This is a genomic window from Vibrio artabrorum, from assembly GCF_024347295.1.
Taxonomy (GTDB): domain Bacteria; phylum Pseudomonadota; class Gammaproteobacteria; order Enterobacterales; family Vibrionaceae; genus Vibrio; species Vibrio artabrorum.
Map to the genome: position 1 here is coordinate 359,928 of NZ_AP025458.1, position 17,095 is coordinate 377,022.

General features: G+C 45.3%; 14 protein-coding genes. 7 read left to right on the forward strand and 7 right to left on the reverse strand.

The window, feature by feature from the left end:
• Window positions 1-104: 104 nt before the first annotated feature.
• Window positions 105-1,484, reverse strand: coding sequence for a PhoH family protein (locus OCU36_RS01725; RefSeq protein WP_261838765.1), 1,380 nt, complete (start codon window positions 1,482-1,484; stop codon window positions 105-107).
• Window positions 1,485-1,950: 466 nt separating this feature from the next.
• On the opposite strand from OCU36_RS01725, the gene rapA reads away from it, so the two are divergent.
• The gene (gene rapA / locus OCU36_RS01730) at window positions 1,951-4,860 is read left to right on the forward strand and encodes an RNA polymerase-associated protein RapA (RefSeq protein WP_261838766.1); all 2,910 of its coding nucleotides are present in this window, start codon (window positions 1,951-1,953) and stop codon (window positions 4,858-4,860) included.
• A gap of 111 nt (window positions 4,861-4,971) precedes the next feature.
• On the opposite strand, the gene OCU36_RS01735 is transcribed toward rapA, so the two are convergent.
• On the reverse strand, window positions 4,972-6,249 hold the full coding sequence (locus tag OCU36_RS01735) for an NRAMP family divalent metal transporter (RefSeq protein WP_372040533.1): 1,278 nt from the start codon (window positions 6,247-6,249) through the stop codon (window positions 4,972-4,974).
• A 160-nt stretch (window positions 6,250-6,409) separates the two neighbouring features.
• On the opposite strand from OCU36_RS01735, the gene rluA reads away from it, so the two are divergent.
• Window positions 6,410-7,144, forward strand: coding sequence for a bifunctional tRNA pseudouridine(32) synthase/23S rRNA pseudouridine(746) synthase RluA (gene rluA, locus OCU36_RS01740; RefSeq protein ID WP_261838767.1), 735 nt, complete (start codon window positions 6,410-6,412; stop codon window positions 7,142-7,144).
• Between the two features lie 34 nt (window positions 7,145-7,178).
• Window positions 7,179-8,141: a D-2-hydroxyacid dehydrogenase gene (locus tag OCU36_RS01745; protein ID WP_261838768.1), complete on the forward strand. Its 963-nt coding sequence runs from the start codon at window positions 7,179-7,181 to the stop codon at window positions 8,139-8,141.
• An 86-nt stretch (window positions 8,142-8,227) separates the two neighbouring features.
• On the opposite strand, the gene OCU36_RS01750 is transcribed toward OCU36_RS01745, so the two are convergent.
• The 4 genes from OCU36_RS01750 to argR form a co-directional block, all read right to left on the reverse strand.
• Window positions 8,228-8,665 carry a universal stress protein gene (locus tag OCU36_RS01750; RefSeq protein WP_261838769.1) on the reverse strand — a complete coding sequence of 146 codons (438 nt, stop codon included), beginning with the start codon at window positions 8,663-8,665 and terminating at the stop codon, window positions 8,228-8,230.
• A gap of 104 nt (window positions 8,666-8,769) precedes the next feature.
• Window positions 8,770-11,349, reverse strand: a complete 2,580-nt coding sequence (locus OCU36_RS01755) for a TRAP transporter permease (protein WP_261838770.1) — start codon at window positions 11,347-11,349, stop codon at window positions 8,770-8,772.
• Between the two features lie 250 nt (window positions 11,350-11,599).
• Entirely contained in the window at window positions 11,600-12,568 is a 969-nt protein-coding gene (locus tag OCU36_RS01760; RefSeq protein ID WP_261838771.1) for a TAXI family TRAP transporter solute-binding subunit, read from the reverse strand.
• 344 nt (window positions 12,569-12,912) lie between these two features.
• Entirely contained in the window at window positions 12,913-13,383 is a 471-nt protein-coding gene (gene argR, locus OCU36_RS01765; RefSeq protein ID WP_076676203.1) for a transcriptional regulator ArgR, read from the reverse strand.
• A 332-nt stretch (window positions 13,384-13,715) separates the two neighbouring features.
• On the opposite strand from argR, the gene mdh reads away from it, so the two are divergent.
• Window positions 13,716-14,651, forward strand: coding sequence for a malate dehydrogenase (gene mdh / locus OCU36_RS01770; RefSeq protein ID WP_261838772.1), 936 nt, complete (start codon window positions 13,716-13,718; stop codon window positions 14,649-14,651).
• A 123-nt stretch (window positions 14,652-14,774) separates the two neighbouring features.
• Window positions 14,775-14,966: a hypothetical protein gene (locus OCU36_RS01775; RefSeq protein ID WP_261838773.1), complete on the forward strand. Its 192-nt coding sequence runs from the start codon at window positions 14,775-14,777 to the stop codon at window positions 14,964-14,966.
• A 111-nt stretch (window positions 14,967-15,077) separates the two neighbouring features.
• Here the strand turns inward: OCU36_RS01775 and ispB are convergent, their stop codons facing one another.
• A complete protein-coding gene (ispB, locus tag OCU36_RS01780) occupies window positions 15,078-16,049 on the reverse strand; it encodes an octaprenyl diphosphate synthase (RefSeq protein ID WP_261838774.1) in 972 nt (323 codons plus the stop codon).
• A gap of 268 nt (window positions 16,050-16,317) precedes the next feature.
• On the opposite strand from ispB, the gene rplU reads away from it, so the two are divergent.
• Complete coding sequence (gene rplU / locus OCU36_RS01785; protein WP_004740823.1) at window positions 16,318-16,629, forward strand: 50S ribosomal protein L21; 312 nt, start codon at window positions 16,318-16,320, stop codon at window positions 16,627-16,629.
• 19 nt (window positions 16,630-16,648) lie between these two features.
• The gene (gene rpmA / locus OCU36_RS01790; RefSeq protein WP_004735905.1) at window positions 16,649-16,906 is read left to right on the forward strand and encodes a 50S ribosomal protein L27; all 258 of its coding nucleotides are present in this window, start codon (window positions 16,649-16,651) and stop codon (window positions 16,904-16,906) included.
• Window positions 16,907-17,095 lie beyond the last annotated feature (189 nt).

Consider the following 17,095-nt stretch of genomic DNA (forward strand, 5'->3'; position numbering starts at 1 on the left):
CAGACTAGCCTCTGTAAAGTTACGATAAAGATAAATTGAAAAGCGCCTCTATTGTGAGGCGCTTTTTGTTTTTGGGTGAATGATGAGTAAGAGCCAAAAAACGATTACATGTTCTCTTCTGCAAACTCAGCCAGTCGGCTACGCACCACACCATTGAGGTGGATGTTGGCACTGCCTTCGAAGTTTTTAAAACGCTCGACCATGTAGGTTAAGCCAGAGGTCACAGGGGTTAAGTAGGAAGAATCGATCTGCGCGAGGTTTCCTGAGCAGACGATCTTAGTACCTTCACCACAACGGGTGATGATGGTTTTGATCTGTGAAGCAGTGAGGTTCTGACACTCATCCAAAAGCACAAATGCATTCTGGATCGAACGGCCACGCATGAAGTTGATTGATTTAAACTGGATGTTGGCTTTGTCACAGATGTACTTCATCGAGCCTTCTGTACAGTGATCGTTCTTGTGCAGCGCTTCCAGTGTATCGGTCACCGCGGCCAACCAAGGCAGCATCTTCTCTTCCTCTGTACCCGGAAGAAAACCTATCGACTCACCAATGTCAGGTGTGTTTCGGGTTACGATGATCTTATCGAACTGTTTGTGTTCAATGGTTTGTTCAAGTGCAGCAGCCATGGCTAACAGCGTTTTACCACTACCTGCGGCGCCAGTGAGAATCACAAGATCAATATCAGGGTCGAGTAGTGCATCAATTGCCATCCCCTGATAGACGTTCTTTGGTGTGATGTCCCATGCCCTGCGATTCATCAGTCGTTCGCGGCTGAGGTCTCTCAGGGTAATGCTTTCCGGCTCAATCTCCTCGACTCGAGCGGCAAAATCACTTTTTTCGTCAATCACATATTGGTTGAGGAAGGTTGGCTCGAAAGGTGCTCTTGCTAAGGTGTGTAGCGTCTTTCCGCCTAAACTTCTGCTCTCGACATTATCGATACCATCCCAAAACGAGCCTTCCAGTTGTTGGAAGCCTTTGGTGAGGTATTGGATATCATCAATCAGTTGGTCGGTTTGATAATCTTCGACAAAACGAACACCGGCGCCTTTGGCTCGTAAGCGCATGTTGATGTCTTTGGTGATAAGAACCACTTCGCGTGGTGCGCGTTTATTTTGAAGATAGAGGACTGCGTTGAGGATTCGGTTATCACCAGCCTTGTCATCAGCGAAGGCTTTGATGCTTTCTTGAAGTTCGTAGTCAGCGAGTATTGAAATACTGCCGGATGCGTTTATGTCTTTAGAAAAAGGGATGCCTTCTGATATTTGGTCTGGTGTGGCTTCCCTGAACAGGTCTTCGAGCGTTCGAATCGCAATTCTCGCGTCTCGAGCAACGTCTCTTTTACTGTCTTTGATTCTGTCGAGTTCTTCTAGCACTGTCATGGGGATAACGACATCGTGCTCTTGGAAAGAAAATATAGCGAAGGGTTCGTGAAGTAGGATATTGGTGTCTAAAACAAATAGCTTCCGGTTGGTCTCGCCCATAGCATCTCCTTGCCGACGTGCGGCTTGCTTTGCATTCATTGAACGTAGATAAAACTCATATAAAGATTAGTCTCTGATTCTGGTGATAGTCAACTACTCACCTAAACTTCATCTAGAGGAACAGCGCCATATCGTTATGAGTGAATATGGCGTATTCGTTTGAGAGCAGCAATCTGCTACTGATAGATTAACCATGAATTTTTGACAGTTTGATTGCACTGACGAAAACAGAAAAAAAGTGTGAAATCATCGCCTTTAGGCGTGACCTAAATCACAGCATCGAGTAAGATTAGCGACCTTTTTCTGCACCATTTTCTCGAGATATTGATTATTGAGAGCGCACTTAAAAAGTGGCTGCAAACTAGGTATTTTTGGCTATATTTTTAGTTCAGGAACGCGAGCGTTCTTGTTTGAAACTGCAGTTAAGAAGACCAAATTCCAACTATAAGATTGAGGTAGTCGATTCATGACATTTGCTTTGGGGCAACGCTGGATAAGCGATACGGAGAGCGATTTAGGTTTAGGTACCGTTGTAGCAATGGATGCTCGCACAGTGACACTAATGTTTGCAGCATCAGAAGAAAACCGTGTTTATGCACGTACTGATGCTCCCGTAACCCGAGTAACGTTTAATGTAGGCGATGTCATCGAATGCCAAGATGGTTGGTCTCTATCTGTCGAGGAAGTTATCGAAGATAAAGGGTTACTGACGTACTTAGGCACTCGTGAAGATACTCAAGAGACAGAGGTGACTCTGCGTGAAATCTTTTTAAGTAACCAAATCCGCTTTAACAAGCCACAAGACAAATTGTACGCGGGTCAAATCGACCGTATGGATAATTTTGTGTTGCGTTACCGCGCGCTGAGCAACCAGTACCAACAACACAAGAGCCCGATGCGTGGCTTGTGTGGTATGCGTGCTGGCTTGATTCCTCACCAGTTATACATCGCTCATGAAGTGGGGCGTCGCCACGCTCCGCGTGTTTTACTGGCCGATGAAGTTGGCCTAGGTAAAACCATCGAAGCGGGCATGATCATCCACCAACAGGTGTTGTCTGGCCGTGCGGAACGTATTCTGATTGTGGTGCCTGAAACGCTACAACACCAGTGGTTAGTCGAGATGATGCGCCGTTTCAATCTGCATTTCTCTATCTTCGATGAAGAGCGTTGTATTGAAGCCTTCGCCGAATCAGACAACCCATTTGATACCCAGCAATACGTTCTGTGTTCGTTAGACTTCCTACGTAAGAGCCGTAAGCGCTACGAGCAAGCACTTGAAGGCGAGTGGGACTTGTTGGTTGTCGATGAAGCGCACCACCTTGAGTGGAGCCAAGACAAACCAAGCCGTGAATATCAAGTGGTGGAAGGCCTAGCGGAAAATACGTCTGGTGTACTACTACTCACCGCAACGCCTGAGCAACTGGGTCGTGAAAGTCACTTTGCGCGTCTGCGTCTGCTGGATCCTGATCGCTTCTACGATTACCAAGCATTCGTAGAAGAAGAAGAGCAATACGCACCGGTTGCAGATGCAGTAACGGCTCTGTTCTCAGGTGTGAAGCTTGAAAATAGCGCGAAGAATCAGATTACTGAACTGCTTTCTGAGCAAGATGTTGAGCCTCTATTCCGCGTTATCGAGGGTGATAGTAGCGAAGAAGAGCAAGCGTTAGCTCGCCAAGAATTAATTGATAACCTTATGGATCGCCATGGTACAGGTCGTGTTCTTTTCAGAAACACACGTGCTGCAATCAAAGGCTTCCCTAAGCGTAATGTCAACCTACTGCCGATGGAGATTCCAACGCAGTATACAACCTCGATGCGAGTATCGGGCATGATCGGGGGCAAGATGGCCCCCGAGGCTCGTGCAATGAAGATGCTGTACCCAGAAGAGATCTTCCAAGAGTTTGAAGGTGAAGACTCAAGCTGGTGGCAGTTCGATTCACGCGTTAACTGGTTGATTGAAAAGATCCAAGACAAGCGCAGCGAAAAGATCCTAGTGATCGCTTCTCGTGCAAGTACCGCTTTGCAATTAGAGCAAGCACTGCGTGAGCGTGAAGGTGTACGTGCAACGGTATTCCATGAAGGCATGTCGATTCTAGAGCGTGATAAAGCGGCAGCTTACTTTGCTCAAGAAGAGGGCGGTGCTCAGGTTCTGATCTGTAGTGAAATCGGCTCTGAAGGTCGTAACTTCCAGTTCGCTAACCAATTAGTGATGTTTGATCTACCGTTCAACCCAGACTTGCTTGAGCAACGTATTGGTCGTTTGGACCGTATCGGTCAACTGCGTGATATCGACATTCATGTTCCTTATCTCAAAGGCACATCACAGGCGATTCTTGCGCGTTGGTTCGATGAAGGTCTGAATGCGTTTGCGGAAACTTGTCCAACGGGTCGCACGGTTTACGATAAGTACTCAGATGTTCTTATCGAGATGCTGGCTTCGGGTAACACAGAGCAACTTGATGAAGTGATTGAAGCGTCGGCTAAGCTAAATCAAAGCTTGAAATCAGATCTAGAAAAAGGCCGAGATCGCCTACTAGAGATGCACTCAAACGGCGGCGACAAAGCGCATGAAATTGCAGAGAAGATTGCGTCGACTGACGGCGATACTAACCTAGTGACGTTTGCCCTGAGCCTGTTCGACACCATTGGCTTAAACCAAGACGACAAGGGTGAGAATGCTCTGGTTGTGACGCCGTCTGAACACATGATGGTACCAAGTTACCCAGGCTTACCATACGAAGGCGCAACCATTACGTTTGACCGTGATACGGCGCTTTCTCGTGAAGACATGAACTTCATTAGCTGGGAACACCCAATGATTCAGGGCGGTATTGATCTGCTACTGAGTGAAGGTGTTGGTGCATCAGCGGTATCGCTACTGAAAAACAAAGCGCTGCCAGTAGGTACTATCCTGCTTGAGTTGGTTTACCTAGTGGATGCGCAAGCACCGAAACGCAGCGGTATCAGCCAGTTCTTACCTAAGACGCCAATTCGTTTGATGATGGATGGCCGTGGTAATGATTTATCAGCTCAGGTTGAGTTCGACAGCTTTAACCGTCAACTCAGCCCTGTAAACCGTCACCTAGCGAGCAAGTTGGTTAACTCGGTACAAGGTGAGATTCATAAGTTAATCGAAGCGGCTGAGACGCACGTACTCCCTAAAGTGGAAGAAGTGCGTGAACAAGCTCAACGAGACATGCAGACTAACCTGAACGGTGAATTAGAGCGTCTACAAGCGCTTAAAGCCGTGAACCCTAACATTCGTGATGAAGAGCTAGAGGTCATTGAAACTCAAATCAATGAACTGACAGGTTATATCAGCAAAGCTCAGGTTCAGCTAGATTCCTTACGCTTGATTGTGGTTTCTCACAACTAGTTTTCAATTAGCGACATGCTGCAACGAAATAAGGCCTTCATGATGAAGGCCTTATGTTTATCTAGCGTTTGAAATGTGTATTGGTGGTTGAAAGATGTATTGGCTGAGGAATTACATTAACCACTTCCACCAAACAAATACCGCCAAGAAACCAAACAGGTAAACAAGACCCGCGACAGACAGCCATTTTAGTTTGCTGCCAATGGCCAGTGCTTCTGGAAGCTTAGCTTTGTTCACTAAGATGAAGTTAAGCAGCGCGAAGAATGGCGTAGTCGCAAAGGCAAGCACCATCGCAAAATCAAGCATTGGCATCAGTGCTGCGCTAAAGAACATCACAATCGCCAATGCAGCGATAGAGATAATGATGATCCAGCCTTGCAGCATTCTTGGATTCGACTCTTTTTTGAGTAGCAAGCGCTGTGATTCAGCAAGCACTCGTGAGTAGCCATCAATAACCGTAATGGTGCTGCCAAAAATACAGAAAAAAGCGACAACAGCGATTAATGGACGAGACCATTCACCAATTGTAGACGCATAGATGCCGACCAATTGATGAGTGAAGCCAACACCAGATCGAGACAGTTCAACACCGGAACCGTGAAGCACTAGCGCGCCTAACGCAACAAACACTAAAGCAAGCAATGCGGTACCAATATAGCCGACATTGAAATCGAACAGTGCTGATTGAGCGGTCACTTCTTGTTTCTCTTTTTGGCTTTTTAGCCACATAGAGGTGATGCTGGAGATCTCGATAGGCGCAGGCATCCAACCCATGGTCACCACGATAAAGCCAATAGCGGCCAATGACCAAGGTGATGGGGGAACAAAAGCCGCATCAGGTTCAACCGGAGAGCCGATAGCAATCGCAACCGCCGCTAAGGTTGTAATGGTCAGGATCGCCATAATCACTTTGGATAGCGTATCAAGAGCGCGATAGTGGCCCGCAAATAGAATGATCAAACAGGTCGCGAGTACGATCATACAAAGCGTACTGGTGGCCAAATCGAAAGGAACAAAGTAACTGAGTAGGCTGGCACTGAATAACAGCAAGGCAGCGGTATTCACGACTGCGGAAATAGCACTCAAGATCGAAAAGATCACAAGGTATGGGCGACCTAGGTTAGAGTAACCTTCCACCAAGCTTTGACCGGTTCCGAGTGTGTATTGGATTCCGGCTCTAAAAAATGGGTATTTGAACACGTTAACAAGGATAATAAGAGCCGCGAGCTGCCAACCATAAATAGCGCCAGCTTTGGTTGAGGCGACTAAATGAGAGCCGCCGACAGCCGCGGCAGCCATCATAATACCTGGGCCAAGAGATTTGATTAAACTTGATAGGGAGGCCGGTTTTTGTGCTTGTTGGGTGGGGGTTTTCACCATACTTTCCATCATTTTTCCTTTGATGTTGAGGTTCCTATTATTCGAGACTCTATCAATACCATGTTTTGTAAAGTCGTCAACTTTTATGTACAAAAATGACTTAAATTGTACTTTTTAATAAACAGAGTAGTCACAAGATAATTTATTAAGCAGCCACTAAGAGGATTCAATGGCGTTAGAACTGTACACTCCACCACGTGACCCTTGGATTGATATTGTTTATCAAGATGACGATATTCTCGTGGTCAACAAACCTGCAGGTCTACTTTCTGTTCCGGGTCGATTGCCTGATCATTACGACAGTATGTGGAGTCGGTTGGTTATCGAGTTTCCGAATATTCAAGTCGTGCATCGCTTAGATATGTCCACCTCCGGCTTAATGTTGTTAGCCAAGCACAAACAGGCAGAGCGTCATTTAAAAAAGCAGTTTCAATATCGACTGACGCACAAACTCTATTACGCGCGAGTATGGGGTTCAGTGGAAAAAGCAGCGGGTTTGATTGATTTGCCACTTATTTGTGATTGGCCGAATCGACCAAGACAAAAAGTGTGCTTCGAGCAGGGCAAAGCATCACAAACGCGTTATGTGGTTGAACAAGAGGAAGAGCAAACGACCTTATTAAAGCTACTGCCAATAACGGGGCGTTCTCATCAATTGCGAGTGCATTGCATGGCGATAGGGAACCCAATTGTGGGTGACGAGTTTTATGCCACGCCAGATGCATTTAACTATAGCGATAGGTTAGCTTTGCACGCATGTGAACTCTGTTTTTATCACCCGGCTAATGATCAGTTATTCAAAGCCTTTGTTCCGTGTGAGTTTTATCCTCAAGCATCGCCACAAATCGATCAGCACTTTGAAATTGCGCCAGAGCTTCCAGACTACAGTAAGCGAAAAGCTTAGAATGGTGTCATCAATATCAATTCAAGGACGTACAATGCCGAAGTTGAAAGTGGTCTTTCTTGATAGAGCCACCATCCCATCTCAAATCCATTTGAAACCTCTCTGCTTTGAACATGAGTGGGTCGAGTATGATTTTACGGCTCCAGAACTCGTTGCTGATCGGGTTGCGGGAGCGGATGTTGTTATTACCAATAAGGTTGTACTCAACGCTGACAATTTAGCTCAAGCACAACAACTCAAGTTGATCGCGGTGTCAGCGACTGGTGTCAATAATGTCGATGTCGAGTATTGTAAGGGTAACAATATCGCAGTAGCCAATGTGCAAGGCTATGCGACTCAATCGGTTCCTGAGCATGTTATTGCGATGCTGTTTGCGTTAAAGCGAAACCTCGTTGGTTATCATCGTGACATCGAAGCTAACGAGTGGCAAAAGGATAAACAGTTCTGTTTTTTTACACATCCGATTCAAGATGTAGCAGGCAGCACATTCGGTTTAATCGGCAGCGGCAGTTTAGGGCAAGCAACGGCGATATTGGCTAAAGCGATAGGCATGAACGTTATTTTTGCAGAGCGCAAAGGGGCGAACAGTTGTCGAGAGGGGTATCTGCCTTTTGATACTGTGATGCAGCAAGCTGATGCGATCAGCTTACATTGTCCGCTGACCGACGCGACTCGAAATCTGATTTCAGAGCGAGAGCTAGCAATGATGAAACCAAGTGCGGTGTTAATTAATGCAGGCCGTGGTGGACTCGTCGATGAACAAGCCTTGGTCGAAGCGTTGACAAATCATGAGATTGCAGGCGCGGGTATGGATGTGTTTACACAAGAACCGGCAGACAGGTCGAATCCACTATTGGTTCACAGTCACTTACCTAATTTACTGCTGACACCTCATGTGGCGTGGGGCAGTGACAGTTCAATTCAAAAGCTGTCTGATATCTTAATCGACAATATTGATGGGTTTGTTGCCGGTAATCCGCAGAACTTAGTCAGTTGATTGATGAATTAAATGGTGCGAGCACAAAACAAAAAAGGTTGGCTTTTAGGCCAACCTTTTTGGAATCGTTGTGTCGATTCAGTGAGTTAGCCTTGCGGCTTAACGACCAATACATTGATGGGGGAGTTCTGTACCACTTTACTTGCAACAGAACCAAGCACCACGTTGTCGATTTTCGAACGCTTATGGCTAGGCATCACGATAAGGTCAGCCCCAAGCTTTTCTGCGTAATCTAGAATCGTCGTGTAGGTCTTGCCTTCGGCAACGTGAACCTTATAAACCACTTTATCGTCGATGTATTTGTCGGCAAACTCTTTCAGCTGATTTTTAACATCGAGCTTCATTTGATTTGCGGCATCTTTCGGGAAGTAAGATGCCACCATCGACATGTGAATGCCCGGTAATACGTTCAAGATGTGGATTTCAGCATTACAGTGTTTTGCGTGCCATACCGCCAATTCAACAGCTTTGTCAGAAAAGCCTTTATCGTTAAGATCAACAGGAACAAGGATTTGTTTATACATGTATTTTTCTCTTTTTTATCAGCGCAGAGTCTTGACCAAGCGCTGTGATTATCCTTTCCATGTAATAAAGCCAAGTAGAGTTGAGCGCTACTTGGCTCTATCCATCACGCGCTAATCTCATCTTGACGAGCACGCCTTCTTTGGTTCATCGCTAAGCCAATTAAAATCAGTAGGGCAGGTAAGAATACCCACTCTTTCATTGGTCTTTCTGCGTCTTGGATAACGGATTTAATTTCCCAATCAAAGTCAATGCCAGCCGCTTCTGCCGGGCTACCGAACTCAACCATATCGACAATCATTTTGCCTTCAGATTTCGTCAGCATTAAGCCCATTGAAGCGATCCGGTCTTCACTTGTTATCGCAGAATCTTTAAATGGAAGGCGAACCGTTTTCTCAGAATAGTCACCTTCTAAGTTTTCGCCACCCACTCTTAACTCAAGAGATTGTCCCACAGATAGACCTTCTGTGATTTGAGCGATCTCAACTCCAGGTGAAAGAACTTTATCTGGATAGAGCATGTCCCACCAGAAACCTGGGCGGAAGAAAGAGAAAGTTAGCACTAACAACAGTACTGTTTCCCACCACTTGTTCTTGGTAAACCACCAACCTTGCGTTGCAGCGGCAAAGATCAGTACAGCCGTTACCGAAGAGAAGATTGTCAGTACTAGATGCCACCAAGAATCAATGCCCATCAAAAGTAGTTGGGTATTGAAAATGAACATAAACGGTAATATCGCGGTCCGTATGTCGTAGGTAAATCCTTGAATACCCGTTCGAATAGGGTCTGACTTTGCAATCGCGGCGGCTGCGAATGCAGCCAAACCAACCGGAGGTGTATCATCGGCAAGAATACCGAAGTAGAACACGAATAGGTGAACCGCAATCAGTGGAATGATTAGGCCGTGCGCCGCACCTAAGGTCACAATTACCGGAGCCATCAAGGTCGATACAACGATGTAGTTTGCCGTTGTGGGTAAGCCCATCCCTAAGATCAAGCTGATGACCGCTGTAAACAGCAGCATAAGAATGATGCTGCCACCAGAGATAAACTCAACGAAGTCGGTCATGACTAAGCCGATGCCGGTCAGAGTTACCACGCCGACAACCGTACCTGCTGCGGCTGTCGCGACACCGATACCGATCATGTTGCGAGCACCTGCCACCAAGCTCTCTAATAAGTCAATGAACCCTGCTTTTGTTTGCTCTGCAAGATCGTCTGACTTGTTCATCAGAGTCATTAAAGGACGCTGTGTGGTCAAAATGAAGATCATAAATACAGTCGCCCAGAAGGCAGAAAGGCCTGGAGAGAAGCGTTCGACAGTCAGACACCAAACAAGAACCACGATAGGCAAGAGGAAGTGGAGGCCCGATTTAATCGTAGGGCCAGGATCCGGAACTTCCGTTAGCTCGGCATCGATATCCATGCCACCTTCCGCTGAATATTTTGCTGAAACACGGACCAAGGCAATATAGGCGATCAATAGAGCAGCCGTCACCATCGGTGTTGCGGCATCGCCAAAGACATCTTTTGTCCAACCGACACCGTAGTAAACCGCAGCACTGATCACACAGAGACCTAAAATGGTACCAGTGAAAGAGAGGAGGCTTTGTACGATAGTTGGTGTGTGACGGCGAGGTAAGCCAGTCATGCCTGCTTTACAGGCTTCTAAGTGAACAATGTAAATGAGAGCGACGTAAGAGATCAGGGCAGGCAGTAGTGCGGCTTTGATGACTTCTACATAAGAGATGCCCACATATTCAACCATCAAGAATGCAGCAGCCCCCATGATGGGTGGTGTTAATTGACCATTGGTTGAAGCGGCAACTTCTACCGCCCCGGCTTTTTCACCTGAGAATCCGACTCTTTTCATCAAAGGAATGGTGAAAGTCCCGGTAGTGACCACGTTAGCGATCGATGAACCGGACACGAGACCAGAAAGGCCTGATGCGACAACGGCGGCTTTTGCTGGGCCGCCTTTCATATGACCAAGTAGAGAGAATGCAACCTTGATGAAGTAAGCACCCGCCCCCGCACGTTCTAGCATTGCACCAAACAGTACAAACAAGAATACGAATGACGTTGATACACCAAGTGCAACACCAAATACACCTTCAGTTGTTAGCCACAGATGCGACATTGCCTTGTTTAGGCTCGCACCTTTGTGGGCGATCACGTCGGGCATGTGTGGACCGCCAAAGGTGTAAAGTAGGAATACAGCTGCCACAACCATAAGAGGTGGACCTAAAGCGCGTCGTGTTGCTTCAAGCAGTAAAACCATACCGAATACCGCTGCAACAATATCGAATGTAGTGGGTGCGCCTGAACGGCCAGCAAGTTCTGTATAGAAAATATAGATATAAGAAGCTGAAAAACTGCCTACCAGCGCTAATATCCAGTCGACAGCAGGGATGCGATCCCTAGGCGAGTTCTTCATGGCTGGATAAGCGGTAAAGGCTAGGAAAATAGCAAAGGTAAGGTGAATCGCTCGAGCTTCAGTGTCATTTAAAATAGCGAAGTTAAAAATGAACGGCAGCGGAGATGCATACCAAAGTTGGAACAGTGACCAACAGAGAGGCACAAACCATAAAATACGGCCTTGGATACCGTGAGGGCTACGCGCACCTGTGTCTGATTGTGCCACCATTTCTTGCACATCTGGAGACGGTGATGTTGTCTGCGTCATGTACTTTATCCTTAATATTGATGGTCTGCCTTTATAACGAACAACGAGACAATATTTATTCCTTATCCAGTGTCGTGAACTGACAGGGAATACATTTTTGTCCGCTTTGTCTTAGGCTTGATACGAAGGTAAGTCCTCCAAATGGGAGAAACTTAAAGGTTTGCTCTTTTCACTTATATTGTTTTTATAAACGTGAAAAGCCAATAAGGAGGATGCCCCTCCTTATTGGTTGAGTCGGCTTAAAGTAGAGTTACTTTAGAAGGCCGACTTCTTTGTAGTATTTTACTGCGCCAGGGTGAAGTGGGATCGAGATACCCGCTTTAACCATGTCTTCTTTTTTCAGGTTTGCAAAGGCAGGATGTAGGCGTTTGAAGGTGGCAAAGTTTTCAAATACAGCCTTAGCAACGTTGTAGGCGACTTCATCAGAAACATCTGACGTTGTGACCATTGTTGCAGCTACACCGAAGCTGTTTACGTCAGCATCTGTGCCTCGGTACATACCAGCAGGTACTGTGGTGTAAGCGTAGTATGGGTTTTCAGCTACGATTTTGTCGATTTGTGGTCCGGTTGCTGAAACCAGTTTTGCATCACAAGACGTCGTTGCTTCTTTGATTGATCCATTCGGGTGGCCAACCATGTAGATGAATGCATCAATCTTGTTATCACAAAGTGCTTGTGAACGCTCAGAGCCTTTCAGTTCAGAAGCCAGTTTGAAGCTATCGTTAGTCCAACCCATTGCGTCCATGACAACGCCCATGGTTGCACGGTCACCTGAACCTGGGTTACCTATGTTGACACGTTTGCCGGCGAGGTCAGCAACATTGTTGATTCCAGAATCGGAACGAGCAATGATGTTGAACGGTTCTGTATGTAGAGAGAACATAGCGCGCAGCTTTTTGTACTCGCCCTGATCTTTGAACTTGCTTGTTCCGTTGTAGCCATGGTATTGCCAGTCCGATTGAACAATACCAAAATCAAGTTCACCAGCACGGATGGTGTTAACGTTGTAGATAGAACCGCCTGTCGACTCAACAGAACAGCGAATGTTATGGTCCTTACGGCCCTTGTTCACTAATTTACAAATGGCACCGCCAGTTGGGTAGTAAACACCCGTAACTGAACCGGTACCAATTGTGATGAACTCTTGAGCGTTAACAGCGCCAGCGCCCATTACAGCAGCTGCAATAGCACCAACTTTGATAAGTTTGGTAAATGCCATGAATTTCCCTTCCTTTATTCATTATTAACCCTGAAACAAGTGTAGTTGTTTCTGGAGTTTCCTATTTGGAAACGGCACCTTTTTCAATCCATGTGATGAAAAAGTGGCTGGATAATAGCAAAATTTGGCAGGAAATTACTCAAATGTTAAAAAACATAGATAATAAATCTAGTGAGTGAGGCGGGGATATCGAGTCTGATTTGATAGTTAATTGTTTTAAATCAACAGGTTGGACTGTGTGACCAGCAAAAGGAGAAGATATTTCAGTCTGTGATCTGGGTCACGAAGTGAATGATTGGCTCATGACCCATTATTGTGATAAATGATTATGCAACCGTAAAAAATTACCCAGCGTATTCAAACAGTTCGCATACTGAATCGAACAATTGCTTAGTCGTTACTGTTAAGGTTGGGGTGATGAAGATGGTATCATCACCAGCGACGACGCCGAGTATGCCTTCCGACTTACCTAATGAGTCCAGTAAGCGAGCGATCAGTTGTGCCGCACCTGGTCCGGTATGTATGACAACCAAGGCATTATTGTGGTCAATATCTAACACTAACTCTCTTAGAGAACTAGAAACGGTTGGAACTCCTAGCTCAGCAGGCAGACAGTAAACCATCTCCATTTTGGCATTGCGTGTTCGAACAGCCCCAAATTTGGTTAACATACGCGAAACTTTAGACTGATTAATGCTCTCAAAACCTTCGTGTTTTAGGGCATCAACAATTTCACCTTGTGAACCAAAACGTTCTTCTTTTAATAGCGATTTAAAAGCGCGAACTAAGTTGTCTTGTTTTTCTGTATTGCGCATATGTCATTCTTATTCATTAATAAAGATATCTGCATATTCTCGCATACATATTCAATTTTAGTCAAAGTATCCCATTAATTTGTTAGTTGTATCACTGTAAATTTTTAATGGAATAATGTGTTATTTGTGATGACTTGTTTTGTTATTTCAGTTGATTATCGCCATAATACGAATTCGCTGTGTAGCACGATTTTATTGACTTGCGCGAAGTCGCAAAGATAGCGTTAATTGATTGTAATCACTTTGTGATTATTATAGTTTTTTAATTTAAAGTTAGCTCAAAAATTACCCTACAAAGAACGTATAAGAAAAAGCCCTCAAGGAGAATAATAATGAAAGTAGCTGTTATTGGTGCCGCTGGTGGCATCGGTCAAGCCCTAGCCCTATTACTTAAGAATCGTCTACCTGCTGGTTCAGATCTTGCTCTTTATGACATTGCACCGGTAACACCGGGTGTTGCTGCCGATCTTAGCCATATTCCAACGCCTGTTTCGATCAAAGGTTATGCAGGTGAAGATCCAACACCGGCACTAGAAGGTGCGGATGTGGTGTTGATCTCTGCGGGTGTGGCGCGTAAACCGGGTATGGATCGCGCTGATCTTTTCAATGTAAATGCTGGTATTGTTAAATCCCTTGCAGAAAAAATTGCAGTTGTATGTCCAAACGCTTGCGTAGGTATTATCACGAACCCTGTAAACACAACGGTGCCAATTGCGGCTGAAGTACTGAAGAAAGCGGGCGTTTACGACAAGCGTCGTCTATTTGGTATTACCACTCTTGATGTCATTCGTTCTGAAACGTTCGTTGCTGAACTAAAAGACAAAGATCCAGGCGACATCCGTGTTCCTGTTATCGGTGGTCACTCAGGCGTAACGATTCTTCCTCTCCTTTCTCAAGTTGAAGGCGTCGAGTTCACTGACGAGGAAATCGCAGCATTAACGACTCGTATCCAAAATGCAGGTACGGAAGTCGTCGAAGCGAAAGCGGGTGGCGGTAGTGCGACACTGTCTATGGGTCAAGCAGCTTGTCGTTTTGGTCTTGCTCTAGTGAAAGCGCTTCAAGGTGAAGAGAACGTGATTGAATGTGCATACGTTGAAGGTGAAGGCGAACACGCCCCATTCTTCGCTCAACCCGTTAAACTAGGCAAAGAGGGGGCAGAAGCGATCCTTAGCTACGGTGAACTGAGTGACTTTGAGCGTAACGCATTAGACAGCATGCTGGAAACGTTAAATGGTGATATTGAGATTGGTGTAGAATTCGCGAAATAAGCGGGACGCCTTTAAACTCAGCCAAAAAATGATGATTAAAAGCCGGTCTTGATGACCGGTTTTTTGATCCTAGCATTCAAGTTGCTCGTATTTTCTTCTGTTATCGAGATGGAGGTGCAGCTTATGGCGACGGTTACAAAAGGTATGAATGTTGAATATTTGGGGCGCTTAGGAAAAATATTAGTCATTGATGAGCAAGAGCAGTATGCCTTAGTAGAGACTTATCATGGACATGAGCAGTATGCAGTGCCAATGGAAGAGCTTGAAGAAATTGAAGCTCAATTACCGCTATCCTTGGAAGCGAGCCGGTATTGAAAGTCGCGGCAACACAAATGTTTGTTCAGAACTAAAAAAAGAGCTTAACGGCTCTTTTTTTAGTTCTCTATAGCACCGTGCTTCTAAGACGAGATGTTCATCTTTGCTTGGTTACTTACTGCGTTTTACTGCAAGGTGTGCGAGTGCGGTTAGCGCTTGCTTATATTCAGAGTCAGGCAGCACAGAAAGCTCAGCAATCGCTTTATCGGCTTCTTCATAGGCTTTATTGATGGTGTACTCTAACGAGCCTGTTTCTTTCATAACAGCCATAATGTCGTCGAGACGCTCCATGCCATTCGCTTTTTCAATCGCCTCACGGATCATACTTGCTTGCTCTGGAGAACCATTGTGCATCGCATAAAGTAGAGGCAGTGTTGGTTTGCCTTCAGCAAGATCGTCACCAACGTTTTTACCCATCTCTTTACCATCAGCGGTGTAATCCATCACATCATCAATCAGTTGGAATGCGGTGCCTAAGAATTTCCCATAGTTTTGCATTGCGGTTTCAATTTCTGGGGATGATTCTGTCAGTATGGCACCGATTTGTGTCGCAGCTTCAAACAAACGTGCAGTCTTAGAATAAATGACCTGCATGTAGCTTTCTTCTGTGATGTCCGGGTTATTACAGTTCATCAATTGTTGAACTTCACCCTCGGCAATGACGTTTACTGCTTCACTCATGAGCTCCAGGATCCTTAATGATCCTAGCGTAGTCATCATTTGGAATGAGCGAGTGTAAATAAAGTCCCCGACCAAAACGCTAGCGGCATTACCGAAAGCTGCGTTAGCCGTTGCCTTTCCGCGTCTCATATCTGATTCGTCAACAACATCATCATGAAGCAGTGTCGCTGTATGAATAAATTCGATAAAGGCTGCGGAGGTGATATGAGCTTCACCTTGATAACCTAGAGCTCGAGCCGATAAAAGGACGAGCAAGGGGCGTAGGCGTTTTCCACCGCCACTAACGATATAAAAACCAAGCTGGTTGATTAAACTTACGTCAGAATTAAGTTGAGTTTGAATTGTTTCATTCACTTTTGCCACATCATTGGCAGTAAGCGTTTGGATAGCTTTAAAATCCATTGTTCATCCGGCTGAAGTTAGACCCTGTAAGGCTTATACGTTGTATTTAATTGTTGGATGATACACTAAAAAACATTGATTAATACATCGCTTAAAGGCATCATTGCCGCACTTTTCTTTGGCGAACAGGTTTTCGCCAATTTTTTAAAAATATGGCTTGTCATAGCGGCATGATTCCCGTAGAATCTGCGCCCTATTGATTAGTTTAGCGCACACCCGAGTTGTACAATTAACAACCATAGGCTGTGCGGAAAAAGCGGAGTAAAATATGTACGCTGTTTTCCAATCTGGTGGCAAACAACACCGAGTAAGCGAAGGTCAAACTCTTCGTTTAGAGAAATTAGACGTTGAAACTGGTGCAACTGTTGAATTTGATAAAGTTCTTCTTGTTGCTAACGGCGAAGAAATCGCTGTTGGTGCACCTCTTGTTGAAGGTGGCAAAGTGACTGCGGAAGTAGTACAACACGGTCGTGGCGATAAAGTTAAAATCGTTAAGTTCCGTCGTCGTAAGCACTCTCGTAAGCAAGCTGGTCACCGTCAGTGGTTCACAGAAGTGAAAATCACTGGCATTAACGCTTAAGTATTAGGAGAGTTTAACAATGGCACATAAAAAAGCTGGCGGTTCTACTAATAACGGCCGCGATTCAGAAAGCAAACGTCTTGGTGTTAAGCGTTTTGGTGGTGAATCTGTTCTTGCAGGTAACATCATCGTTCGTCAACGTGGTACTAAATTCCACGCTGGCACAAACGTTGGCATCGGTAAAGACCATACTCTTTTCGCTCTTACTGAAGGTAAAGTGAAATTTGCAGTAAAAGGTCCTAAAAACCGCAAGTTTGTAAGCATCGAAGCTGAGTAATTTAATCTTTTATAAGATTTTTATACTAGCTTTCAAGCTGAATTCAAAAGCCCTGCCGATTCGGCAGGGTTTTTTATTTATAACAAGAATAAAAAAGTAGACGCTCTGGCTTTGATTTTTGAGAAACGGTTTAGTTTTTAAAAAGCAGTACGCATAGAACCTCTCCTTATTTGTTCCTTGATTGCAGAT